Raw genomic sequence first — 23,922 nt, 5'->3', positions numbered from 1 at the left:
TCACGAGTTCTCCAGATGGTCGAAGGATCTGCGGCGCAGCGCCAGCAGACCGGCGCAGAGCACGGCCGCGGCAGCCCAGGCGCCCTGGGCGGCGGGCCCCGCGAAGTAGCGGGCGGCCGTTCCCGGCGCGGCGAGATCCGATGGCAGGGTGGTGAAGACCGGTACGACGACGGCGACGGCCCAGCACACGGCGACCGACGAGGCACCGGTGCGGCAGCCGACGTACGAGCCGAGCGCCAGTGCGGCCAGCGTCATGGCGAGGCCCGGCAGCAGCCACGCCACGACGCCCGGGCCGGCAGCCGAGGCGGGCAGTACCGCCCAGGCGAGGGCAAGCACCGGGACGGTCACCGCGAGCACCGCGGCGGTCCTGATCAGCAGCAGCCGGAGCCCGCCGACCGGAGTCGTCGCGGTGATCTCGTGCATCGGGTCGGCGGAGCGCCCGTACGAGACACCGACCCCGGCCAGCGGCAGCACCGGCGCGACGACAAGGAGCAGCGGCCGAACCGAGCCGCCGAGCCCGCCCGCGTACGCCAGTGCGACGGCCCCGAGCGCGACCAGCGCCAGCGCAGCGGCCCACGCCCCGCGCAGGGCGGGCCCGGCAGCCCACAGCAGCCGCCCGGTCCGGGTGCCGGGCCCCGGTCCCGGCACCCCCGGACGCCCTCGCCCCCGGGCAAGGCCCCACGCCCGCCCCCGCACCCGGGTCCGCCGCCAGGCGCGCCTCCCGGCCGGCCGCCACGCCCGCCCCCGCACCGGCTGTGCCGCCGCGGCTTCGAGCACGGCCGCGCGCACCCCCTCCAGCAGCGGTGCCGCAGCCCCCCGGCTGCGTACCGCCGCGGACACCCGGTCCGCGCAGAGCGCACACGCCTCGACGTGCTTCTCCAGGGACCAGGCGTCGGTCTCGGCGGCGGTCCCCGCCGCGTACCGCCGGGCCAGTTCGTCTCCCACATGCCAGGCCGTCATGCCGTGCCTCCCAACGGACCGTTCTCCACAACCAGCCGGTCCAGTGCCGTCCGCAGCTCGCGCCGGGCCCGCAGGGCACGGGTCTTGACCGTCCCCTCGGGTATGCCGAGCAGCCGGGCCGCCTCCCGGGTCGTCAGGCCGTCGATGACCGTCGCCCGAAGGACCTCCCGGAGCTCGGGCGAGATCCGGCCGAGCGCGGCGCCCACGTCCCCGTACTCCAGACCGGCCAGGACCCGGTCCTCGGCGGACGGCACGGCGTCCGCCCGCTCCGCGCCGCCGGCGTACTCGGCCTGCGTCGCGCGCTCCGTCCTGGCGCGGGTCCGCTGCGCGTCGACCAGCCGGCGGGCAGCGATCACCCAGAGCCAGCCGCCGGCCTCGGCGCCCCGGTGCGTACCGGCGGAGCGCCAGGCGGTGACGAAGGTGTCCTGGAGCACCTCCCGTACGGTCTCGGGGTCCGGGCACCGCCGGTTCAGCCGGGCCAGCAGCCAGCCGGCGTGCCGGTCGTAGAGCGCGGCCAGCGCGCTCGTGTCCCCCCGCGCGACGGCACGCAGCAGCGCCTCGTCGTTCCGGTCGTCCCCCGAGGGGTGCAAGTGGCTCACACCTCTTCTATCGGCGGCCGGGCGCGGATCGGTTCACGCGCTGACGAGTGGCTGCGGCTACACGTTCGGCGGCGCCGCGAACGTCACGTCGGCGGCGGCCGTCGTGACGTCCGCGTCCGCGCTGATGGCCCACGCGGCGACCCGGGACACCACGGCGGCCGGGACCGCCTCGCTGATCCCGGGAGCTGCCGGGATGTCCTGCGTCGCATGGGCGTCGTACGGGAGGACGACCCGGTAGCCCAGGGCCAGGGCGGTACGGGCCGTCGCCTGCACGCACATCTCCGACATCACGCCGCACACGGCGACCGCCTCCACGCCCGCCCCGCTCAGCAAGGGGCCCAGCGATGTCCCCGCGAAGCCGTCGTCCCGGGTCTTGCGGATCACGGACTCCGTGCGCCCCGCCGCGACCGGCAGATGGAGCGCCCAGCCCGGTGTGTGGGGCTCGTCGCCCGCGCCGGGTGCGCCGTCGTTCTGGAGGTGGACGACGAGCGCGCCGCTCCGCCGTGCCCGCGCGATGAGCTCCGAGGTCCGCTCCAGCAGCACGGCCGCGCCGGGAACCGCCCTGTCCCCGGTCACCCCGGCCTTCTGTACGTCCACGACGAGCAGGGCATGCGAGGGCGGCGGGGAAGCGTTCATGGCGCCATCCTGTCCGGCGCCGCCGCGGGCCTCCACGGGTTTTCCCGCAAAGGGTGCAGGCGCAGAGGCGGGAGGCAGTGCGGTCGCTCGCGGGGACTACGACGGCCGTGCCCGGCGTTGCACACAGACGTGGCCCCAGGCAGGACACCCGAGGCAGACACCCAGGGCGGACACCCGGGGCAGACACCCAGGGCAGCGGCCCGGGGCACGGCACGCGGCGACAGCCGTCCCGTGATCGCTCACAGCGAACACACCCCGGGGAACATTAAGCGGCTCACAAGCATTGAGTCTTCATAGCTCAACTTGAATGCCGAAGGGGAGATCATGGCTACTGAGTCCAACGCCGTCACACCGCTGACCCTGCCTGTGCTGCCGCTCGACGACGAGGTCGTGCTGCCCGGAATGGTCGTTCCGCTGGATCTGTCCGACACCGAGGTGCGCGCGGCCGTCGAGGCGGCCCAGGCCGCGGCCGGTGAGAGCGGTGGCAAGCCCGAGGTGCTGCTCGTCCCGCGCATCGACGGTTCGTACACCGGCATCGGTGTCATCGGCACCGTCGAGCAGGTCGGACGGCTCTCCGACGGCGATCCCGGCGCACTCATCCGCGGTCGTGGGCGGGTGCGGATCGGAGCCGGGACCAGCGGCCCCGGTGCCGCGCTCTGGGTGGAAGGGACCCGGGTCGACGTGTCCGTCCCCGAGCCCCTCCCTGGAGCCGCCGCCGAGCTGGTCAAGGAGTACAAGGCGCTCGCCACCAGCTGGCTGAAGAAGCGCGGTGCCTGGCAGGTCGTGGACCGCGTCCAGCAGATCGAGGACGTCTCCGCGCTCGCCGACAACTCCGGCTACTCCCCCTTCCTCACCACGGCCCAGAAGGTGCGGCTGCTGGAGACGTCCGACCCGGTCGTCCGGCTGAAGCTCGCCATCCAGTGGCTCGGCGAGCACCTCGCCGAGCAGGACGTCGCCGAGTCCATCGCCAAGGACGTCCAGGAGGGCGTCGACAAGCAGCAGCGTGAGTTCCTGCTGAGGCGCCAGCTCGACGCCGTGCGCAAGGAGCTCTCCGAGCTCAACGGCGACCCGGAGGACGAGTCCGACGACTACCGGGCCCGTGTCGAGGCCGCCGACCTTCCCGGCCACGTCCGCGAGGCCGCGCTCAAGGAGGTCGACAAGCTGGAGCGTTCCTCCGACCAGAGCCCGGAGGGCTCCTGGATCAGGACCTGGCTCGACACCGTCCTCGAACTGCCGTGGACCGAGCGGACCGAGGACGCGTACGACATCAAGGGCGCCCGGGAGATCCTCGACGCCGAGCACGCGGGCCTCCAGGACGTGAAGGAACGCATCACCGAGTACCTCGCGGTGCGCAAGCGGCGCGCCGACCGGGGGCTGGGCGTAGTCGGCGGACGGCGCGGCGGCGCGGTGCTGGCCCTGGTCGGGCCGCCCGGGGTCGGCAAGACCTCGCTCGGCGAATCCGTGGCGCACGCCATGGGGCGCAAGTTCGTCCGGGTCGCGCTCGGTGGTGTCCGGGACGAGGCGGAGATCCGGGGCCACCGGCGTACGTACGTCGGCGCGCTCCCGGGCCGTATCGTCCGGGCGATCAAGGAGGCCGGTTCGATGAACCCGGTCGTCCTGCTCGACGAGATCGACAAGGTCGGCTCCGACTTCCGCGGCGACCCCGCCGCGGCCCTCCTCGAAGTGCTCGACCCGGCGCAGAACCACACCTTCCGCGACCACTACCTGGAGGTCGAACTCGACCTCAGCGACGTCGTCTTCCTCGCCACCGCCAACGTCCTGGACGCCATCCCGGAGGCCCTGCTCGACCGGATGGAGCTGGTCAGGCTCGACGGCTACACCGAGGACGAGAAGGTCGTCATCGCCCGCGACCACCTGCTCCCGCGTCAGCTGGAGCGGGCCGGTCTGGAGCCGGCCGAGGTGACCCTCGACGAGTCCGCGCTGCGCAAGCTGGCCGGCGAGTACACGAGGGAGGCCGGTGTCCGGAACCTGGAGCGTTCCGTCGCCCGGCTGCTGCGCAAGGTCGCGGCCCAGCACGAACTGGGGGACCGCGAACTGCCGTTCACGGTCACCGACGCGGACCTGCGCGGTCTCATCGGCCGGCCGCACCACGTCCCCGAGTCCGCCCAGGACCCGGCGGAGCGCCGCACGGCGGTGCCGGGCGTGGCCACCGGGCTCGCGGTGACCGGGGCGGGCGGTGACGTGCTCTTCGTGGAGGCGTCGCTCGCCGACCCGGAGACCGGGGCGTCCGGACTGACCCTCACGGGCCAGCTCGGCGACGTCATGAAGGAGTCCGCGCAGATCGCGCTGAGCTTCCTGCGTTCGCACGGCGCGGAGCTGGAACTGCCGGTCGCCGATCTCAAGGACCGGGGCGTGCACATCCACTTCCCGGCGGGCGCGGTCCCCAAGGACGGCCCGAGTGCGGGCATCACCCTGACGACCGCACTGGCCTCGCTGCTCTCCGGACGGCTGGTCCGTACGGACGTGGCGATGACCGGTGAGGTGTCGCTGACCGGACGGGTGCTGCCGATCGGTGGCCTGAAGCAGAAGCTGCTGGCCGCCCACCGCGCGGGCATCACCACCGTGGTGATCCCCCAGCGCAACGAGGCCGACCTGGACGACGTCCCCGCCGAGGTGCTGGACACGCTGGAGGTCCACCCGGTCACGGACGTCCGCCAGGTCCTGGAGATCGCCCTCGCCCCGGCTTCGGCCCCGGCGGAGCGGAGGATCCCGGCCGCGGCGTAGGTGTCACGCAGTGACGGGCGCGGCGCCACGGACACGGCCGGTACGGACGGCCCGTCTCCCCCTCGTGGGGAGGCGGGCCGTTCCGCGTGAGCGGCGGGCGGCGGGCCAGGTCTCCGGGTGAGCGGTGGCTACCGGATCGGCCGGTCAGGGGCGGTAGATGGTCCCCGGCACCGGCTCGGCGGGTGCCATCAGCTGGGGCACCGTCACGAAGGTGTAGCCGCGCTTCTTCAGCTCCTTGATGATGCCGGGCACCGCGGGCACCGATCCCTTGTAGATGTCGTGCAGCAGGATGATGCCGTCCTTGCTCGCCTGGTCGAGTATCCGCTTCTTGATCAGCGCGGAGTCGGTCGTCGAGTAGTCCTTGGCGGTGGCGCTCCACAGGATCTGCGACAGGCCCAGGTCCTTGCTGATCCCGGAGACCGTGTCGTCGGTGCGGCCCTGCGGCGGGCGCATCAGCCGGGGCTTCTTGCCGGTGATCGCCTCGATCGCGTCCTGTGTCTTCTCCAGCTCGGCGCGTATCTCGTCGGGCTTCTTGTCCGTCAGGATCTCGTGCGACCAGGTGTGGTTGGCCACCTCGTGCCCCTCCGCCGCGATGCGGCGGACGGTCTCGGGGTGCTTCTTGACGTGGTTCTTGCCCAGCAGGAAGAAGGTCGCGTGGACCTTCTCCTTCTTGAGGATGTCCAGCAGATGGGGGGTGTCCTCGGCCGGGCCCGCGTCGAACGTGAGGGCTATGCACTTCGCCTCGCGGCAGTCCACCGGTCCGAACGCCCCCTTGGCGTCCGAGCCGGCGTCGCCGCGGGCGGATCCGGGGGCCGTGGTCTCCATCGAGCAGCCGCTCAGTGTCAGCGTGAGCGCTGTCACAAGAGCGACGGCGAACCCGGAACCGATCGACTTCGTCCTACTGGGCACGGCAGGTAACTCCCTAGTCGCTTACACCGCACTTATGTGCGACTGCGAGGACTATACATAGCGCGTATACATGCCGTGTATATGGGGGTGGGTGGAGCCGATGAGGGGCTTCGTTCCTGGTCAGAGCCCTGAGCGCGGCGAAGCCCGGCGACGGGGTGCGTCACCGGGCTCTGCGCGGAAGGGGCTGCGGGTGGCTAGCCGTTGGCCAGCGCCTGTACGCGGTCGAGGGCGCCGTTGAAGTGGTTGTGGTCGCCGACCGTGGGGCCGGACGAGGTGTACTGCCAGATCGTGTAGAAGCCCCAGCCGGCCGGAAGGGTGCCGACCGTGGTGTTGTAGCGGGCCACCCAGAGGGGGTTGGTGGTGCCGAAACTCGCGTTGTTGCCGGTGCAGGCCTGCCACCAGCTGGTCGCGGTGTATATGACCGCGTCGCGCCCGGTGCGCGCCTTGTAGGTGTTCACGAAGTCGCGTATCCAGGAGACCATTCCGGCCGCGGTCTTGCCGTAGCACTGCGCACCGTACGGGTTCCACTCGATGTCGAGCACGCCCGGCAGCGTCTTGCCGTCCTTGGACCAGCCGCCGCCGTGGTCCACGAAGTAGTTGGCCTGGGTGGCGCCGCTGGTCGTGTCCGGGGTGGCGAAGTGGTACGAGCCCCGGATCATCCCGACGTTGTACGAGCCGTTGTACTGCTGCGCGAAGTAGGGGTTCGTGTAGTACGTGCCCTCGGTGGCCTTGGTGTAGGCCCACTTCACGCCACTGCTCCAGAGCGTCGACCATGCGACGTTGCCCTGGTGGCTGCTGACGTCCACGCCTTCGGTCTGGACCGCGCGGGTGGTGGGCAGTCCGCCCTGGCCGTCGTGGGCGACGACCCCCATGCCCATCGTGGCCGTGCCCCGGGCGGGCTTGGTGGGGTCTCCGGCAGTGGTGGCCGCCCCGGCGGCACCGGGCAGGGCGACAAGGAGGGAGAGTGCTGCGAGCAGGGTTCCCGCCGCCGCGAAGCGTGAGCGGCGGGATTTCTTGGAGCCGGATCTGTGCACGGGCATTGCGTGCCTCCGAGGCCTCGGTGGGGGGAACTGCTGAACCGGGGCACGCCAGAGGCACCCCTGGTGACATGTCATGGTGTGAACATGCCATGCATGACGCTACGCACGTAGACCCTGGTGGCGGAAGAGGGCCTGGGCGGTGCCGTTGGTCTAATCCTGCGAAATACTGGTGGAGCTGCGGCGATGACCAGCGGTGAAAGAAACTTTCAGTGGCGGGAAAGCTCATGAGGGGTGTTGACGTGCACGGGAGCGAAAGTGGGAGTGAACCCGGCGCAACCGCAGAAAATGGTGTGGACCACGAATTCCTCTCATTGGAGCTGGAGTTGGCCGTCTTCCTGCGCCGGGCACGGGCCAACTCCGGTGAGATGGCCCGTGAGGTGCATCCTGAGCTGGAGGCGGCGGCCTACGGACTCTTCGTGCGCCTGGAATCGGCAGGCCGTCAACGGGCCACCGATCTCGCCTCCTACTTCGGCGTGGGCAAGGCCACCATGAGCCGTCAACTGCGCGCTCTGGAGTCACTCGGACTGGTGGCGCGGGAGCCCGACCCGGCGGACGGGCGCGCTTTCCTGGTCCACCTCACGGAGGAGGGGCTGGCCCGCTTCCGCAGTGTCAGGGACGCGCGCCGCGACCGCTATGTGCGCAAGCTCGCCGACTGGGACCGTGCCGAAGTGGCGGAACTGGCCCGGCTGCTGCACCAGCTGAACGCCCGCGCCGAGGGCTGAGCGGGCCGCGAGGGCTGAGCGGGCCGGGAGGGCTGATTGGGCCGGGAGGGCTGATCGGCCGAGGAGGCCGGGAGGACCGGGGAGGGCCGCCGCGCCCGGACCGGCGGCCGTCTCGGGCGCGGCCGGGCCTTCCCGTCTCGGGCGCAGACGGAACATGGCCGGTTCACAGCTGCACGTAGACCGCCGTCGCGTCGTCGTGCCGCTTGCTCCGTCGCACGTGGGCACGGTCCGTGTCCGCGTCCTCCAGGGCCCGGACCCGGTCGATCAGCCCCTGGGGGCCCTCCTTGTGGAGCACCCCGAGACAGGCCGCCCAGTCGCCCTCGCCGAACATCTCCGTCCAGCGGCTCGCCCCGTCCGTCATCGCGGCGAGCGCGCGCACCCCGGCACGCGGCGTGCGCCCGGTGACGGCGCGGTCCGTCACGGCCGGGTCGGCGGCGGCGGTGAAGAAGCCGCCCTCCTTGTTCCGCACCCGGGCGTCGGCGATCGCCTCGGAGGCGAGCGAGCCGGGCGGCAGCCGGTCGAGGCGGTCGTCCAGCACGGCGCGGACGGTGCCGTCGGGTGATTCGAACAGCAGGACCGAGTCGGACAGCACCAGGTGCTCGATCTCCGCCCCGTCCCAACGCGCGAGGACGACGGTTGCCTGTGGCGTACGTACGTGAGAAAGGTCACACAGGGGGCGGTGGGCGTCGGCGGTGCGCCGGATGGACTCCGCGAGGATCTCCCGCAGGGTCAGATCCCGCCGCGAACCCGACAGTTCGACCAGTGCGCCGCCCAGTCGCGCGGTGAACCAGGGGACGGAATGCACACAACCGTCGTCACCCTGCGGCGGGGTCACCCCGTCGAGCAGAACGAGCCCCCCACCATGGCCGGAGGCAGGAAGGACGGTGGCTGCCCAGTCCTCGTTCGGATGTTCGGCGAGGCCGGCGGCGGTGGCGAGTTCCATACGCATTCAGTCAGTCTGCACGATGCCTTCACGGGGCCTGCACGGAGCGGGGATTGGCCCGTACCAGCAGGTCAGAAGGGCGCATGGTGCGGAAGGAATCACTCCGGGGCGGGTGCGGGCGGGCATCCTGCCAAAGCCTGCCCCGAAGATCCAGCCGGACGTCCGGGTGTGCTGCCGGGGGCTCGCGGGGAGACTTGTTCGTCAACTCGGGAGTGATGTTCACTCGTTCGAGTGGCGGAGCGGTTGATGCGCGCCCCCCTCTCAAAAGCACTGGAATGGTCAGAAGCCGTACCAGAGGTCGGGGCGCTCGTTCACGTGAGCGAGCGTCACCTCTGCTTCAAGGGCGGACGAGTACAAGATTGCGAGCACCGGTGCAGAAGAAGCGGCCTCGGAGCAAGGGCAGCGAGCACAGCGGTTCCGAGGTGGCGTCTTCGGCGCCGGCTGAGAACGGGCGCACCGTGCGCGTCCGCAGCCGGCTCGTCGCAGGCGTCGCGGTCGTCGGGATCACCGTCGTGGCCGCGGGCGCGCCCGCGGTACTGAGCGCCTCCTCCGACCTGACCGAGTCGCAGCGGCTGGTCACCCTCGCGGAGCTGAACCAGCAGGCCATCGCGCTTGCGCACTCCCTGGCCGACGAGCGCGACGAGGTCACCGCCTTCATCGCGGGCGGCCGCGAGGGCAAGCTGGGATCGACGAGCGGCACGGCGGGAAGCCGCAGCGCCCGCGTCGACCAGCAGGTGGACGAGATCCGGGACGCGGCCTCCGCCGTCCTGCGCCGCGACCTCTCCACCATCCCCTCCCTGCGCCGCGACGCCATCGGCGGCAAGGGCACGGCGCTGGAGGCCCACCAGGCGTACACCGAGGTCATCTCCAAGCTCCACGACCTCGCCGAGGAGCTCGCGGAGAGGACCCCGCCGCGCGCCGCCGAGTCCGTCCGCGCCCCGCTCGCGCTCGGCCGCGCCACCGAGCAGGCCTCCGCCACCCGGGGGCTGCTGCTCGCCGCGCTCGCCGTCCCCCGCGAGGAGCCGGCCGCCCCGCAGATCGACCCGTTCACCGGCCTGCCCGTCCAGACCCAGGACGAGGGCGAGACCAAGGAGGACCGCACCCGTGACGAGCTGAGCGGCGCCGCTCAGCGCTACCGGGTCGGCGAGCTCTCCGCCCTCTCCGACTTCGACCAGGCCGCCGGTGCCACCGCCCGCGACAAGCTGGCCACCACCGTCACCGGCCCCGAGGTCAACAGCGCGGAGAAGTACCTCGCCGGGCTGACCGACCGCCCCGAGCTCTCCGAGGCCGACCGGAAGGTCAGCGGCAAGAAGCTCCAGGCGGCTCTCTCCGCCCGGATCGACCGGATGCGCGGCGTCGAGTCGGCCCTTGGCACCGCCCAGGTGCGGCGGCTGGAGCAGCTGCGCGACGACGACGTCACCGCGCTCGAACTGCGGATCGCCCTGCTCGGCGGCTGTCTGATCATCGCGGTCGGCGTCTCCACCGCCGTGGCCCGCACCCTCACCCAGCCGCTCGCCGTTCTGCGGATCGGCGCCGGCCGCCTCGCCGCGGAGCCCGAGACCGCCGAACCGGTCCGCTACACGGGCCGCAACGACGAGTTCGCCCAGGTCGTCCGGTCCATCAACGCTCTGCACGGCCGGCTGCACGGACTGCTCCACGAGTTCAACGGACGGTTCGAGAAGCTGGAGAGCGAGCGCGGCGAACTGATCGCCGGCCGCGAGGCCCTCACCCTCCAGCGCGCCGAACTCCAGGTCCACACCGCGGATCTGGCGGCCCAGCTGGAGAAGCTGAAGAACACCGTCCACCACACCTTCGTCAACCTCTCGCTGCGCACCCTCGGGCTCGTCGAACGCCAGCTCGGCGTCATCGAGTCACTGGAGGAGCGCGAGCAGGACCCGGAGCGGCTCGGCACGCTGTTCAAGCTCGACCACATGGCCACCGTCATGCGCCGCCACAGCGAGAACATGCTGGTGCTCGCGGGCGCCGAGCACGGACACGGGCACCCGGGACCGATCCCGCTGGTCGATGTGTTGCGCGCGGCGGTCAGCGAGATCGAGCGGTACGAGCGGGTCACCATCCAGTCCCTGCCGCCGCACGCCCAGATCGCCGGGTTCGCCGCCGACGACCTCAGCCACCTCATCGCCGAACTCCTGGAGAACGCCACCGCGTTCTCCCCGCCGGACTCCCAGGTCCAGCTCTCCGGCTGGCTGCTGGAGACCGGTGAGGTGATGCTCTCCGTGCAGGACCAGGGCATCGGCATGTCGTCCGTACGCATGGGCGAGCTCAACACCCGTCTCGGTGACCCGTCGCTCTTCGAGGCGGGGGAGCAGAGCGCGGACGGGGCCGGTCTCGGCCTCCAGGTGACCTCGCTGCTGGCCGCGCGCCACGGCGTACGGGTCCAGCTGCGCGAGCAGAAGGGCAACGGGGTGACCGCGGTCGTCGTGCTGCCGCAGCCCCTGCTCCCGAAGGCGCCCCCGGCCGCGACCCCGCCCCCGGTCACGGCCCCCGGCAACGCGCCCACGATGAACCTCCCCGGATCGGTTGCCGAGGCCAACTCCAACGCCCTGCCGCACCGCACCCTGGCACTGCCCGGCGACCCGCTGATCGCCGCCGCCGAGCAGACGATCGCCGAGGCCGGCCCGGCAGTCGTCCCCGCTTCCGGCACGGCACCCGCTCCCGAGCCCGGCCCGGCGGCAGCCCCCGCGCCCGGCCCGGAGGCCGGGGCCCTCGCCGCCCCCGACCACGCACCCCCGCCCGCGCCCGAGCCCGGCCCGGCGGCGCAGCCCGCGCCGGACGCCGAGCCCGTGCTGCCGGTGGAGAGCGAGGCCGAGACCACGATGCAGGTCCGGCTCCCGCGGGTACCCGGGTTCGACGACCTACCCGAGTTCACGCCCGCCCCCGACGCCGGGGGCGGCCCGGAGCCCACGACCGCCGCCGGTCCTTACGCCATCGGCCCCGACCGGCACGAGCGCGCCGCCGACGAGGGCAGCCGCCCGCAGCCCGGCCAGGCAGCGCAGCCGGCCCAGGCCCCGGCCGAGCCCGCCCCGGCGGCCCCCGCTCCCGTCCCGGCCCCCGTGGCCGACGCGCTGCCCCGGCCGCGCCTCCCGGAGCCCGAGCCGCAGCCTCAGCCGCAGCCCGAGCGGCTCACCGACAAGGGGCTGCCCAAGCGCACCCCCAAGGTGGTCAAGTCCGCGACGGCTCCCGCGCCCGAGCGCACGGGCAGCGTGGACAAGGAGGCCCTGCGCCGCCGGCTCGGCGGATTCCACCAGGGCGCGAAGAACGGCCGCCGGGACGTCGAGGCGGAGATCGCCGAAGCCACCGCCCCGGCCGCGGGCACCACACGTACCGAGCACACTGAGCCGGCAGGCCGTACCGACGGCCGGACCGGAGAGACGGGGGACACAGTCGAGGAGGCACGCAGTTGACTGCGCCCAGCACATTCGGGCTGAGCACCGAGGCCCGGAACCTTCACTGGTTGCTGAGCAATCTGGTGGAGGAGGTGCCAGGGGTCCACTCGGTCACCGTCGTCTCGTCCGACGGACTCATGCTGCTCTCCTCCGACCCCGGCCACCAGATCGCCCCGGGGACAGGCCGGCAGGACGGCCCGCGGGGCTCCAGCGCCGATCTGGCGACCATCGTCTCCGGCATCGGCAGCCTCACCATCGGCGCCGCGAAGCTGATGGACGGCGGCGGCGTCAAGCAGACCATGGTCGCCATGGAGGAGGGCAGCGTCTTCGTCATGTCGATCAGTGACGGTTCGCTGCTCGGTGTGCACGCCACACCCGACTGCGACATGAGCGTCATCGCGTACCACATGGCGCTCTTCGTCGGCCGTGCCGGACACGTACTCACCCCCGAACTCCGCAGTGAACTGCGCAAATCGATGGAGAGCGCCCAGTGACCCCCGCTGCTGCTGAACCCGCCCGCAGGCTCCCCGTGCGCGGGGCCGACAAACGGCCCGCGCGGGTACGCCCGTACTCGCTCACCGGCGGCCGTACCCGCTTCGGCCACGTCCTGCTCGTCGAGACCTTCGTCGCCGCGCTCGAAGCCCCCGAGGAGCGCCGCGAACTGACCAACGGCAACCTGGCCTCGCGCGTCATGCCGGAACTCCAGGCCATTGTCGAGATCTGCCGCCGGATGCGTACCGTCGCGGAGATCTCGGCCCTGCTGAAGATGCCCCTCGGTGTCGTCAGGGTGCTGCTCAGCGACTTGGCCGACCAGGGAAAGATCCGCGTGTACGGAACCGGTCACGGCACCGGCCAGCCCGACCGCGCACTGCTCGAAAGGGTGCTCAATGGACTCCGTCGTCTCTGAGTCGCCGCTGTTCGCCCCGCGCCAGCCGGGGCCGAAGGACCAGGCCGACGAAGCGCTGCAGGCCTGGCAGCTCGACCGCACCAGGGCCCCGATCGCCACGAAGATAGTGGTCGCGGGCGGATTCGGGGTCGGCAAGACCACCTTCGTGGGTTCGGTCTCCGAGATCACCCCGCTGAAGACCGAAGCGATGATGACCCAGGCCAGTGAGGAGACCGACGACCTCAGCGCGACGCCCGACAAGGTCACCACCACCGTCGCCATGGACTTCGGCCGGCTCACGCTCGACGACGACCTCGTGCTGTACGTCTTCGGCACCCCGGGCCAGCAGCGCTTCTGGTTCATGTGGGACGACCTCGTACGCGGTGCGATCGGCGCGGTCGTGATGGCCGACACCCGCCGGCTCGCCGACTGCTTCCCCGCCCTCGACTACTTCGAGAGCTGCGGGCTGCCGTACATCGTCGCCGTCAACCACTTCGAGGGAACGCCGGGATTCGAGGCCGAAGACGTGCGCGAGGCCCTGACCGTCCCTCCGCACGTGCCTGTTGTGATCATGGACGCGCGTAACAGGATCACCGTCGTCGAGTCGCTTCTGGCCCTGGTGGGCCACGCCCTCGACGCCACACCGGCATAGCCACACACAACGGAGAACCGCGATGCGGAAGATACTCATAGTCGGAGCCGGCCAGTCCGGGCTCCAGCTCGCCCTCGGACTGCAGTCCAAGGGTTACGAAGTCACCCTCATGTCCAACCGCACCGCCGACGAGATCCGCTCCGGCCGGGTCATGTCGACGCAGTGCATGTTCCACACCGCGCTCCAGCACGAGCGGGACTACCAGCTCAACTTCTGGGAGTCCCAGGCCCCGCGCATCGAGGGCCTGGGCGTCTCGGTCGCCGCGCCCGACTCCTCGCGCGCCGTCGACTGGGTCGGCAAGCTGGACGGCTACGCCCAGTCCGTGGACCAGCGCGTGAAGATGGCCGGCTGGATGGAGACCTTCGCCCAGCGCGGCGGGCAGCTCGTCATCCACGGCGCGGCCGTCTCGGACCTCGACTACTTCTCCCGCACCTACGACCTGGTGATGGTCTCGGCGGGCAAGGGCGAGCTGGTCTCCATGTTCGGCCGGGACGCGTCCCGTTCGCCGTTCGACGCCCCGCAGCGCGCCCTCGCCGTCGCGTACGTCCACGGCATGGGCCCGCGCCCCGAGCACCCCGAGTTCGACGCGGTCCGCTGCAACCTGGTCCCGGGCGTCGGCGAGCTCTTCGTGATGCCGACCCTGACCACGTCCGGCCGCGCCGACATCCTGTTCTGGGAGGGCATCCCGGGCGGACCGCTCGACGTCTTCCAGGGCATCAAGGACCCCTCCGAGCACCTGGCCAAGACGCTGGAGCTCATGGAGCGGTTCACCCCGTGGGAGTACGCGCGCGCCACCAAGGTCGAACTGACCGATGCCAACGGCACCCTGGCGGGCCGTTACGCCCCGACCGTCCGCAAGCCGATCGGCCGGCTCCCCGGCGGCGGCCTGGTGCTCGGTGTCGCCGACGTGGTCGTCGCCAACGACCCGATCACCGGCCAGGGCTCCAACTCGGCCTCCAAGTGCGCCAACGCCTACCTGGACTCGATCATCGAGCACGGCGACCGCGCGTTCGACGCGGAGTGGATGCAGTCCACGTTCGACCGCTACTGGGACACCGCCCAGCACGTCACGAAGTGGACGAACGCGATGCTCGGCGTCCCGCCGGAGCACGTGCTGAACCTGATCGGCGCCGCCGGCCAGCTCCAGCCGGTCGCCGACCGCTTCGCCAACGGCTTCAACAACCCGGCGGACTTCGAGAACTTCTTCTACGACCCGGAGAAGACGAACGCCTACCTCGCCTCGGTCGCCACCCCGGCCGTCTGAGCGCACCGCGAACGCGGAGACGCACGACAGAGCGGGTACGCACCGCGAACGCGGAAATGCCCCGCAGAGACGCACCGGCCGGGCCGGGCACCGTCGGATCCCGGCGGGCCCGGCCCGGCCGGTGCGTCTGCGGAGAGACGTGTGTCCGGAAGGTGCGTGTCCGGAAAGGTACGTGTCCGGGACGGGCGCGCTACTCGGAGGGCGCCGAGCTCTCGCCGTACCCTTCGTCGGAGCCCTTGGTGGCACCCTCGGGGAGCTCGGGCGGGCTGTACGTGGCCAGCGGTGCGCTCTCCGGGTCGGGGCGGACCGCGCCCAGCAGCGGATTCGACGCCACCGGGGAGACCTTGACCAGGGAACCGGGTCGGGGCGCCTGCACCACCAGGCCGTTGCCGATGTACAGCGCCACATGCGTCGCCTTCGGGAAGTAGACCACCAGATCGCCCGGCCGCAGGGCGTCCAGCGGTACCTTGCGCAGCTGCTGCCACTGCTCCTGCGAGGTCCGGGGAATGGTGCGCCCCGCGTCGGCCCAGGCCTGTGAGGTAAGCCCCGAGCAGTCGAACGAGTCCGGCCCCTCCGCGCCCCACACATACGGTTTGCCGACCTGCTCGATCGCGTACCGGACCGCCTCGCCGCCCTCCGCGGTCGCCGGCCGGACGGAGGACAGGGCGCCGGAGGAGACCAGCGCGTCCTGGGCCCTGGCCGTGTTCTTCTCCTCCAGGCGGGAGAGTTCGGCGAGCTGGTCCTGGGACAGGGTGGCGAGCAGACCCTCGACCTGGTTCAGCCGCGACCGGACCGTGTCGCGCTGCTTCTTCCGCTGTGCCGCCAGGACCTGCTGCTTGTCCAGCAGCGCGCGGGACCGCTTCGACAGTTCGGCCGCACGCCTCTCGGCGTCCCCGAGCCGCTTCATGGTCGCCACCCGGCCGGCGGCCAGCCGCTGGAGGAGCTGGCCCTGGTCCAGCGCGTACTCGGGATCGCGCATCAGCAGCAGCCGCAGATACGCGGAGAGGTCGGAACGGCCCTGGTACTGCTCACGGGCCAGCCGGCCGGCGGCGTCGCGGCTGCGGGAGAGCGAGAGCCGGGCGGTGACGAGCGCGGAGTCCAGTTTCTTCGCCTCCGCGGCCCGCTTCCTCAGCTCGGCAGCCGTCCCGTTGTAGGTCTCGGTGGCCTCCTCGGTCTGCTGGTACAGCCGCTGTAGTTCCGTCAGGAGCCCGGTGACACCGCCCGCCACCGCCTCGGGTCCGGCGGCCGGGGTCGCGGGATCCTCGGGCCCGGGCGAGGGGGCCGGCGAGAGGCCGGGTGAGCGGTCCGGCGAGGCGGTGGGGGAGGGCGAGGGGTCCGGCAAGGGGGCCGCGAGGGCCGCGGCCGGTGAGGTCACGACCGCGGCGGCCAGCGCCGCCGTGCCGAGGGAGCGCAGGAGTTGGCCCGGCACGACATCACCTCCGGAAACGGGGTGAATCGTGTGACTACCCCATGAGCGAGCGCAATTCCTCCATACGCTCACCCGCCGTCGGGTGATGCAAGAACCTCGGGGCGTGGCGGCCGGCCGGTTCCCCCGGACGGCGGTGGGGCGGCCCGGGACCGCCGGGCCGTCAGTCGACCGGGAACGCGTAGATCACGCGGCCGCGCCGGACGACCGCGGTCTTCGCGAAGGCCAGCACCTGGTAGGAGGCGGTGACCTTCTCCCCCTTCGGGTCCTGGGCCCCGATGTCCTGGAACTTCCAGAGCCGCCGCCCGTCGGCCGCCGCGAACGCGGTGACCTGTCCGGGGCCCGCCGCGAGGAGCGTGCCGCCCGAGCCGCTGACCGTGACCGAGGGTGCCGATCCGCCCGCCGCCGCCTCGGTCGACCGCCGCCAGCGCAGCTTCCCGGTCTCCCGGTCGACCACGCCCACTTCCTGGTCACGGCTGGTGGTGTGCAGCAGGGCGCCTGCCTCGACCGAGGTCCCGAAGGCGGAATCCGGTGTGCCGTCCAGCGTCCACTTCGGCTTGCCGTCGGGCGTCTCGAAGGCGCGGAGGCCGTCGCCGACCGCCGCGTACAGCACCCCGTCCGCGTCTCCCATCGCCGCCGCGTCGGGGGCGACCGTGCCGAAGGCCTTGGTCCACTGGAGCTTTCCGGTCTTCCGGTCGAAGCTGCGGAAGCGGGCCCTGCCCTTGGCGGCCTTCACCTCGGCCGGGGTGAGCGTCAGCGGGTCCTGACGTACGACGACGGCGTCCGGCCGGACAGCCATCAGCCGGTACACGGGCGCGGCCGGGCCGCGACCGGTGGTGACGGGCGTCCGCCACAGCTCCTTGCGCTGCTCTATGTCGTACCCGAACAGATACGACGTGACGACCTTCTTGTCCTTGCCGCGCTTCTTGCCCTTCTTGGGCTTGGGGGCCTTGACGGTCACCTCGTGCGAGCCGGTGAACCAGAGGTCAGGACCCGACGATCCGACGAGCCGTTGCACCGACAGCTGCGGAGCGTCCTCGAACCCGTCGGCGAACGCCACCCGGTGGGCCACCCGGCCGTCCTTCGCGGACAGCCACAGGAATTCGGAAGGACCGGCGACGAAGACGAACTCCTTGCCGGCCGGCAGGGCGGCCTGGCCCTTCGCCGCGTCCGCGCTCTCCCAGATCCGGCGCCCGGTGCGCAGATCGACGGCGGACGCGTGCGTCTCGTCGGTCAGGACCAGCAGCCGTTCGTTCCAGAGGGCGGCGGTGAGCGGGGCCGGTTCGGCCGCCGGGTGGGTGTAGATCCAGCGCGGCTGCGGAGGCAGCCCGGCGACGACCGGCCGGCTGGGACTCGGCGCGGGCTTGGCGTCGACCGTGGTCCCGTCGTCGTCACCGGACGTCAGCGCGAGCGTCCCGCCGCCCCCGATCAGCAGGCCGGCGACCCCGGCGGCGGCGCCGGTCAGCAGGGTCCGCCGGTCGACGGCGGCGGACTTCGTGGCGGCCGGGGGAGCGGCTGCGGGAGGCACGGCGGCGGGGAAGGGGGCGGCGACAGGTCCCGGCGCGGGCAGCGTCTGCGGGGCCAGGGGCGCGGCGGGGACACCGGTCGGCAGGCCAGGCTGCCCCGGCTGTTCGAGCTGCCCCGGCGGCAGGGAGAGCTGGGTGGTGGCCCGGTCGGGCCGGAGGGCCTGGTGGTCGATGACCCCGAGCTGCGCGGTCCGGGTGTCGGGGGCGGGAGCGGGGGCCGGGACGGGGGTGTGCGGTGTGGGTGCGGCCTGCGGTGTGTCCTCGGGGGCGGGGACGGCGTCCTGTATGTCGGGCACGTCCGCCACCGCTGCCTCGGCGGCCGGCGGTGCGGCTTCCAGCGTCCGTACCCGGGCGCTCTGATCGGCCACGGCGGCCGCCAGCGGCTCGGGCAGCCAGCCGCCCTTCGCCAGTCCGGCCGCGCCCTCCAGCGCCAGCTCCGCCGCCACCGCGCCCGCCGTCGGCCGGTCGGCCGGGTCCTTCGCCAGGCAGGCGGCGACCAGCTCCCGCAGCTCGGCGGGCACCCCGTCCAGCCGGGGCTCGCCGTGCGCGATCCGGTCGGCGGCCTCGGCGGCCGGGCCGTCCGCCAGCGGGGTGCTGCCCGTCGCCGCGTACGCGAGCAGCAGGCCCAGCACGAAGAGATCGGATTCCGGCCCGGCCTCCTGGCCCGCGACCTGCTCCGGCGTCAGATACCCGAGCCGTACGGAGAGCTGGCCGCCCGGCCGTGCCTCGGCGTCGGCCGCCGCGCCCAAGGGCCCGAAAGCGGTGAGCCGGGGCCCGTCGGCCGCCAGCAGTACGGTCCGGGGAGCGAGCCCCTGCAGCACGGCCCCCGTGGCGTGGACCCGGGAGAGCGTTTCCGCGATGCCCGCGCCCAGTATCCGCACCACACGCTCGGGAAGCGGTCCGGCGATGTCGACCGCCTCGGCGAGGGTCAGCGCCGGCACGTACGCCGAGGCCGTCCACAGCAGGCCGTCGTCCTCGGCCTCCTCGGCAGGTGTGTCCAGCCGTGTCACCACCCAGCCGCCCGCCAGCCGGTCGGCGGTACGCGACTCCGCCTGGAAGCGCCGCCGGAACGCGGGCAGCGAGGCCAGCGCGGGCCGGGCCGCTGTGATCACGACGAGGTCGTCCGGAACCGATCCGTGCCCGAGGTACTGGACCGCGGCGGCCGTCTCACGGAACCGCGCCAGCACGGTGTACGGGCCGAAGCGGCGTGGATCGTCCTGACGCAGCGCCTCCATGGCGCACCCCCTTGTGACCGTCCTTCGGACCAGACCGTCGATCTTAGGGGGTCCGCCGGCCGGGGCACGTCCGGCACCGGGCAGTGCCCGGCGCCCGGGGTGCCGCCCTGCCCGGAACGCGTCACCCCGCTTTGGACCAGGGCCACTTGGGGCGGTGGCGTTCGCGTCCGCCGGGGGCGTACTCGTACACCCAGCCCCGCTGGATGCCCAGCCTTCTGGTGTATCCGGCCGGGACCCTGCGGTACGCGTACACGGTGGCCGGTCCGCCGTCGGCGGCCGGGACCGGGACCTCGTACCACTTGGGCGGGTGGCCCGTCGCGCCGACGAGGACGGGCAGGACCCGCCCGTCCAGCGGGCCGCCGGTGAAGGGGGTGTTCTCGCTTCTCACCGCTCCAGTCTGACCGATCGGCCCGGCGGCAGCAGATGCTCCGCCGCGCCGAGCAGCGGCGCCAGCCGGTCCGCGAGCCGGCCGGCCGGGCCTGCCGCTGTCTCCAGCGGCAGCAGTCCGGCCACCGCCGACGCGGTCTCGGGGTCGGTGGCGGCCGTGACGGCGAGGAGTCCGATGAACTGGTCGACGAGCCAGTCGCGCAGTTCGGACGCGGCCGGCTGCTTCCCCTCGTCCAGCCAGATCAGCGAGGCCGCCTCGACCGCGGCGATCCAGGTGCGCACCATCATTCGCAGCCTCGGCGCGGGTTCGCTGTCCGCGCCCCGGCCCAGATGCAGCAGGATCTGCTCGGCCGCCGCCCGCCGTACCTCGTCGACGATCGTGCCCGTCCGGGAGGTCTCGGCGACGCTGCCGCCGCGCAGCAGCGCGCTGAAGCCCGCGTCGTGTTCGTCGACGAAGGCGAGATAACGGGTGAGGACCCGCGTCACCCGCTCGGTGGGCGCGCCCACGGCCGGTTCGGCGAAGCACAGGATCAGCGTCTCCGCGGCGGACCTGAGCGCGGCCTCGTACAACTGCTGCCGCCCGCCGGGGAAGTAGCGGTAGACCAGCGGGCGCGACACCCCGGCCACCGTCGCGACCTCGTCGAGGGAGACCTCGTCCGGGGCCCGGTGGGCGAACAGGGTGAGCGCCGCGCCGAGGAGCTGGGCGCGCCGCTCCTCGACGCTGAGCCTTCGGTACGCACGGGTCGGCGGCGCGGCTGCGGCAGAGGTCATACGAGCAGCCTAAGCGCCGTCGCCGTCAGGCCAGCAGGCCCGAGCGCTTCCACAGCCTGCGTCCCGGGCCGTTGAGGACACCGATGTCGTCGAAGAAGTCCGTCAGCCGCTTGGCCCCCGACTGCATGACCTCCGCCCGGTGCCCGCTCGCCCGGACCTGGGCCACGGCTTCCTGCCGGTCCAGGCCGACACTCTCGTACACCTGCGGATTGACGAAGCAGATGGAGAAGACGCGGGCCGCCTGCCCGCAGCTCACCCGGGTGAGTTCGCGCTCCCAGCGCGGGGCGGTCACCATCTGGCGGCGCAACTCCTCGCGGGCGTAGCGGACATGCCGTGCCTCCTCGACGACATGGATACGGGTCACCCCGCGCACCAGGGGCTGGACGCGCTCGTCGGGGAAGGTCAGTCGCTGCATCCAGTCGAGGATCTCCTCGCCGAGCAGTGTCGCCGCGAACGAACCGGGCGTCGTGGAGATGGTCTTCATCATCCGGGCCAGATTGTGGTAGCGGCGCGGCACGGGGTAGCTGGGCGACCCGCCCCAGGTGATCATGCGGCCGAACATCAGCGAGTGACGGCACTCGTCGGCTATCTCCGTGAGCGCGTAGCGGACGTGGTTGCTGACCACGGGCTTGTCGTAGATGTGGCGGATCAGCAGCTGCATGAGGATGATCTCGAACCAGATGCCGAGGGAGGCCAGCGAGGCGGATTCGTGCCGGGCCAGGTCCTGCCGCTGCTCCTGCGACATCCTCTTCCACATCGGGGTGTCGTAGAGGGAGAGCAGCTCGGGCGGCCAGAACCACTTGCCGTCCTCGGGCGCCACGTCCCAGTCGAGCTCCTTGTCGGGGTCGAAGGAGTGCTTGGCGGAGGCTTCCAGGAGGCGTTCGGCGATCTGCTCGCGGTCGCGGAGCGGGCCGAGTGCGTCGCGGAGCACCTGCACATCGCGTTCGGTCACGGTCGTCATGGCTGGGCGCACCCTCCCAAGGGTTACCGACGGTCACCCGCTATGAGACTACCTGTCAGCAAGCTGGTCAATCCCTTGGGCAGGACTTGTTGACCCGGTGTCTACCAACGGGTGGGCCGGCCAACCGGGCCGGAAGCCGGGTGACTTGCCCGAGCCGTGGCGCCTCCGTCAGGAGCCGGTGCGATTCTCCGTCGGCCGTTCCATGCAGACCAGCTCCTCGCGCTCGTCCCACGACGTGGTGACGGAGAAGCCGAACCGCTGGTAGAGCGCGATGGCCCCCGTGCGCCACCGCCACACCGAAAGCCGCACGGTGCGGACCCGGCTCCGTGCGGCATGGTCGAGCGCGGCCCCGAGCAGCGCGGAGGCGACCCCCCGGCCGCGGTGACCGGGGGCCGTCCACAGACGCTTGACCTCCACCCGGCCGTCCACGGGCGCGGTCACCACGAGGCAGCCCACGGCGGTGTCCCCGTCCAGCGCGACGAGGACGACGGCGTCGGCGAACGCGGTGTCCGGATCCTCGGTCTCCAGCCGGTACCGGTCCGGCAGCGCGGCGGCGTCCGCCAGGGGCCCGTACTTCTCCGACTCGGTCCGCAGGTGGTAGTCGGTGAGCAGCGCGGACAGACCGTCCACGGTCGAGAGGGAGCCCGCCCCGGGGCGTACGACGGTCAGCTCGTGGCGATCGTTCATGGCCCAACAGTCGCACGGGGCGGGGCGGTGGCCGGGCCGGCCGCTGAGCCGGCCGGGGACGATCGGCTCCGTGGATCGCCGGGCTGCGACAGTGGTGAGGTGACGATCCCCCAGGAGCTCGCCGACCGGCCTGCACTGGCGTATTCGGTGTACGGGTCCGCGCGGGCGGCCATGGACCCCAGGGCTCGAATTGATGTTCGCGTGCATGGCGTAGTTTGGGCGTCATGACCACGCCACCGCCCCAGCCGCCGCAGGGCCCGTACGGGGCGCCGCAGGGCCCGTACGGCCCGCCGCCCCAGCAGGGGCCGAACCCCTACGCCCAGCAGCCGGTTCCCGGGCAGCAGCAGCCGTACGGGTATCCCCAGCCGCCCCAGCCCTGGGGCGGGCCCGGACCCGGCGGGCCGGGGTTCCCCGGGATGCCGCCGCCGAAGCGGAACCGCACCGGGCTGATCGTCGGGATCACCGTCGGCGCCCTGGTGGTGGCCGGCGGTCTCGCGTTCGGTCTCGCACGTCTGGTGGACAAGGCGGACGTGGGCAAGGATCTTCCGACGGCCGGTGACTTCCCGGCGGCCGAATACCGGCTGACCGTGCCGAAGAAGCTGCTGGACGGCGAGTACACGCTCCTCAAGGACTCCTCCTCGACCGACGGGAAGGAGATCGAGGAGACCTACGACCCGACCATCCGGGACGCGAAGGCCGTCGTCACCCAGTACACCTCCGAGAGCGGCGGCACCCTGATCGTCTCCGGGATGTGGGGCCGCATCAAGGGGCCCGAGTTCACCCGGGACAAGATCCTTGAGGGGGCGACGCAGAACGAGGGCATGACCATTGCCGTGCCCGCCAAGGAGTTCACCCCCGAGGGATACGGGATCACGGTCTCCTGCCAGGTCGTGCGGTCGAAGGACGGGGCCGTCAGCAGCACCCTTCCCATGTGTGCGTGGGGTGACGACAACACCGCGTCCTTCGTCGCCGTCGTCACCGCCGAGACCGCGCTCCAGGCCCCGGAGAAGGTCGACCTCGAAAAGGCCGCGCTGGAGACCGCGAAGGTCAGGGCCGAGTCGCGCAAGCCGATAGCCGCGGCCAAGGCGAGCTGACGGCCGCCGGGGCCCGGCGTCGGGCTCGGCGTCAGGTCCCGGCCGGCCGGGTCGGCCGAGCCGGCCGTCCCGCCCGACCCGCCCCCTCACCCCCGAAGGGGCCCCAGCACGTCCTCCACCGCGCAGGCCATGGCGAGCAGCGAGGCGTCCGCGCCGCGTCGCGCCACCAGGTGGAGCCCGACCGGGCAGCCGTCGGAGGTGAATCCGGCGGGCACGCTCGCCGCCGGATGTCCGCTCAGGTTGAACGCCCAGGTGAGCGAGGTGGAGACGAGCTCTCCCGGACCCTCGTGGCCGTGCGGGCGGTTGGGGGTCACTGGGGTCAGGAGCAGAGGCACGCGGGCGAAGAGGGCATCCGTCCTGCGGTCGTTCTCGCGCCGGAGCTCGTCCAGGGGCGGCGTCGTCGCGCCGCCGCGTACGGCCTGCCAGGCGTCCGCCGGGTCCAGCAGTTCGCAGCCGCCCTCCACCAGCCGTACCACCCCCGCCCCGGTCAGCCGGTCCACCGCGCCCCGCACCACCGCCGCCACCTCCGGGTCGACGTCCGCGAATCCCAGGTCCGGACTGAAGACGGCGCGCAGGGGCGGTTCGGCGACGGCCGGTTCGTATCCGTCCAGCACACCGGCCAGATAGGCGTGTGCCTGCGCGGCCGTCCCGGTCAGGACGCCCGCGGACGCGAGGCCGGAACGGTCGGGGGAGGGCAGCAGCCCGTTGGTGGTCTTCAGTCCGAACACCCCGCACCAGGCAGCGGGGATGCGCACCGACCCGGCCCCGTCGCTGCCGGTGGCCAGGGGCACCAGATCCGCCGCGACCGCCACAGCCGAGCCCGCCGACGAGCCGCCCGGCGTCCGGTCCGGGCGCCATGGGTTGAGGGTGCGTCCGTGGGCGCCCAGGCCCCAGGTCTTCCAGTACGTGCCGGGGCCGGGCACGGACGTCGAGCCGACGGGGACGCCACCGGCCGCGACCAGCCGCCGGGCGGCGTACGAACGGATACCGGTGTGCCCCTTCACCGCGAACGGGAGCCCTCCCAGCGGAAGCCGGGCGGCCTCGGGCATCCGGGCCGACGCCTCCTCGCGCC

The 23,922-nt window shown here is 72.6% G+C and carries 21 protein-coding genes; 8 read left to right on the top strand and 13 right to left on the bottom strand.

Going from position 1 to position 23,922, the window contains the following annotated elements:
• From ACZ4LX_RS12100 to ACZ4LX_RS12090, 3 genes are read right to left on the bottom strand one after another with little or no spacing between them, the layout of a single operon-like run.
• Positions 1-960: a hypothetical protein gene (locus ACZ4LX_RS12100; RefSeq protein ID WP_467642650.1), complete on the bottom strand. Its 960-nt coding sequence runs from the start codon at positions 958-960 to the stop codon at positions 1-3.
• The gene (locus ACZ4LX_RS12095; protein ID WP_467642652.1) at positions 957-1,559 is read right to left on the bottom strand and encodes an RNA polymerase sigma factor; all 603 of its coding nucleotides are present in this window, start codon (positions 1,557-1,559) and stop codon (positions 957-959) included. The genes ACZ4LX_RS12100 and ACZ4LX_RS12095 overlap by 4 nt, the downstream gene beginning before the upstream one ends.
• Before the next feature lie 57 nt (positions 1,560-1,616).
• On the bottom strand, positions 1,617-2,195 hold the full coding sequence (locus ACZ4LX_RS12090; RefSeq protein WP_467642654.1) for an isochorismatase family protein: 579 nt from the start codon (positions 2,193-2,195) through the stop codon (positions 1,617-1,619).
• Positions 2,196-2,519: 324 nt separating this feature from the next.
• Between ACZ4LX_RS12090 and lon the strand changes: the two genes are divergently transcribed.
• Positions 2,520-4,940, top strand: a complete 2,421-nt coding sequence (gene lon, locus ACZ4LX_RS12085; RefSeq protein WP_467642656.1) for an endopeptidase La — start codon at positions 2,520-2,522, stop codon at positions 4,938-4,940.
• Positions 4,941-5,084: 144 nt separating this feature from the next.
• On the opposite strand, the gene ACZ4LX_RS12080 is transcribed toward lon, so the two are convergent.
• Together ACZ4LX_RS12080 and ACZ4LX_RS12075 are read right to left on the bottom strand one after the other, a co-directional pair.
• Positions 5,085-5,765 (bottom strand): polysaccharide deacetylase family protein, encoded by a 681-nt coding sequence (locus tag ACZ4LX_RS12080; RefSeq protein WP_467643015.1) that lies wholly within the window; start codon positions 5,763-5,765, stop codon positions 5,085-5,087.
• Between the two features lie 278 nt (positions 5,766-6,043).
• Positions 6,044-6,889 carry a lysozyme gene (locus ACZ4LX_RS12075; RefSeq protein ID WP_467642658.1) on the bottom strand — a complete coding sequence of 282 codons (846 nt, stop codon included), beginning with the start codon at positions 6,887-6,889 and terminating at the stop codon, positions 6,044-6,046.
• 224 nt (positions 6,890-7,113) lie between these two features.
• Between ACZ4LX_RS12075 and ACZ4LX_RS12070 the strand changes: the two genes are divergently transcribed.
• On the top strand, positions 7,114-7,611 hold the full coding sequence (locus ACZ4LX_RS12070) for a MarR family winged helix-turn-helix transcriptional regulator (protein WP_467642660.1): 498 nt from the start codon (positions 7,114-7,116) through the stop codon (positions 7,609-7,611).
• A gap of 163 nt (positions 7,612-7,774) precedes the next feature.
• On the opposite strand, the gene ACZ4LX_RS12065 is transcribed toward ACZ4LX_RS12070, so the two are convergent.
• Positions 7,775-8,560 (bottom strand): hypothetical protein, encoded by a 786-nt coding sequence (locus ACZ4LX_RS12065; RefSeq protein WP_467642662.1) that lies wholly within the window; start codon positions 8,558-8,560, stop codon positions 7,775-7,777.
• Positions 8,561-8,925: 365 nt separating this feature from the next.
• Here ACZ4LX_RS12065 and ACZ4LX_RS12060 point away from each other — a divergent pair, with 365 nt between their 5' ends.
• The 5 genes from ACZ4LX_RS12060 to ACZ4LX_RS12040 are packed head-to-tail and all read left to right on the top strand — an operon-like array spanning position 8,926 to position 14,763.
• Positions 8,926-11,979 (top strand): sensor histidine kinase, encoded by a 3,054-nt coding sequence (locus ACZ4LX_RS12060; protein ID WP_467642664.1) that lies wholly within the window; start codon positions 8,926-8,928, stop codon positions 11,977-11,979.
• The gene (locus ACZ4LX_RS12055) at positions 11,976-12,455 is read left to right on the top strand and encodes a roadblock/LC7 domain-containing protein (RefSeq protein WP_467642666.1); all 480 of its coding nucleotides are present in this window, start codon (positions 11,976-11,978) and stop codon (positions 12,453-12,455) included. Before ACZ4LX_RS12060 ends, ACZ4LX_RS12055 begins: the two co-directional genes overlap by 4 nt.
• Positions 12,452-12,868, top strand: coding sequence for a DUF742 domain-containing protein (locus ACZ4LX_RS12050; RefSeq protein WP_467642668.1), 417 nt, complete (start codon positions 12,452-12,454; stop codon positions 12,866-12,868). The genes ACZ4LX_RS12055 and ACZ4LX_RS12050 overlap by 4 nt, the downstream gene beginning before the upstream one ends.
• Positions 12,849-13,499, top strand: coding sequence for a GTP-binding protein (locus ACZ4LX_RS12045; protein ID WP_467642670.1), 651 nt, complete (start codon positions 12,849-12,851; stop codon positions 13,497-13,499). The genes ACZ4LX_RS12050 and ACZ4LX_RS12045 overlap by 20 nt, the downstream gene beginning before the upstream one ends.
• Positions 13,500-13,521: 22 nt before the next feature.
• Positions 13,522-14,763 carry a styrene monooxygenase/indole monooxygenase family protein gene (locus tag ACZ4LX_RS12040; RefSeq protein WP_467642672.1) on the top strand — a complete coding sequence of 414 codons (1,242 nt, stop codon included), beginning with the start codon at positions 13,522-13,524 and terminating at the stop codon, positions 14,761-14,763.
• A 190-nt stretch (positions 14,764-14,953) separates the two neighbouring features.
• Here the strand turns inward: ACZ4LX_RS12040 and ACZ4LX_RS12035 are convergent, their stop codons facing one another.
• The 6 genes from ACZ4LX_RS12035 to ACZ4LX_RS12010 form a co-directional block, all read right to left on the bottom strand.
• Positions 14,954-16,192 carry a C40 family peptidase gene (locus tag ACZ4LX_RS12035; protein ID WP_467642674.1) on the bottom strand — a complete coding sequence of 413 codons (1,239 nt, stop codon included), beginning with the start codon at positions 16,190-16,192 and terminating at the stop codon, positions 14,954-14,956.
• A gap of 160 nt (positions 16,193-16,352) precedes the next feature.
• A complete protein-coding gene (locus ACZ4LX_RS12030) occupies positions 16,353-18,950 on the bottom strand; it encodes an outer membrane protein assembly factor BamB family protein (protein ID WP_467642676.1) in 2,598 nt (865 codons plus the stop codon).
• Positions 18,951-19,071: 121 nt separating this feature from the next.
• Positions 19,072-19,338 carry a hypothetical protein gene (locus ACZ4LX_RS12025; RefSeq protein WP_467642678.1) on the bottom strand — a complete coding sequence of 89 codons (267 nt, stop codon included), beginning with the start codon at positions 19,336-19,338 and terminating at the stop codon, positions 19,072-19,074.
• Complete coding sequence (locus ACZ4LX_RS12020) at positions 19,335-20,108, bottom strand: TetR/AcrR family transcriptional regulator (RefSeq protein ID WP_467642680.1); 774 nt, start codon at positions 20,106-20,108, stop codon at positions 19,335-19,337. The genes ACZ4LX_RS12025 and ACZ4LX_RS12020 overlap by 4 nt, the downstream gene beginning before the upstream one ends.
• 25 nt (positions 20,109-20,133) lie before the next feature.
• Positions 20,134-21,069, bottom strand: coding sequence for an AurF N-oxygenase family protein (locus tag ACZ4LX_RS12015; RefSeq protein ID WP_467642682.1), 936 nt, complete (start codon positions 21,067-21,069; stop codon positions 20,134-20,136).
• A 168-nt stretch (positions 21,070-21,237) separates the two neighbouring features.
• On the bottom strand, positions 21,238-21,756 hold the full coding sequence (locus ACZ4LX_RS12010) for a GNAT family N-acetyltransferase (protein WP_467642684.1): 519 nt from the start codon (positions 21,754-21,756) through the stop codon (positions 21,238-21,240).
• Between the two features lie 224 nt (positions 21,757-21,980).
• On the opposite strand from ACZ4LX_RS12010, the gene ACZ4LX_RS12005 reads away from it, so the two are divergent.
• Positions 21,981-22,850 (top strand): hypothetical protein, encoded by an 870-nt coding sequence (locus ACZ4LX_RS12005; RefSeq protein ID WP_467642686.1) that lies wholly within the window; start codon positions 21,981-21,983, stop codon positions 22,848-22,850.
• 86 nt (positions 22,851-22,936) lie between these two features.
• Here the strand turns inward: ACZ4LX_RS12005 and ACZ4LX_RS12000 are convergent, their stop codons facing one another.
• Complete coding sequence (locus ACZ4LX_RS12000) at positions 22,937-23,899, bottom strand: amidase family protein (RefSeq protein ID WP_467643017.1); 963 nt, start codon at positions 23,897-23,899, stop codon at positions 22,937-22,939.
• Positions 23,900-23,922: the final 23 nt, after the last annotated feature.

The organism is Streptomyces sp. NPDC026062, assembly GCF_055568375.1.
Note: the sequence above shows the minus strand (reverse complement) of the source record. Positions and strands in the feature narration are given on the sequence as shown.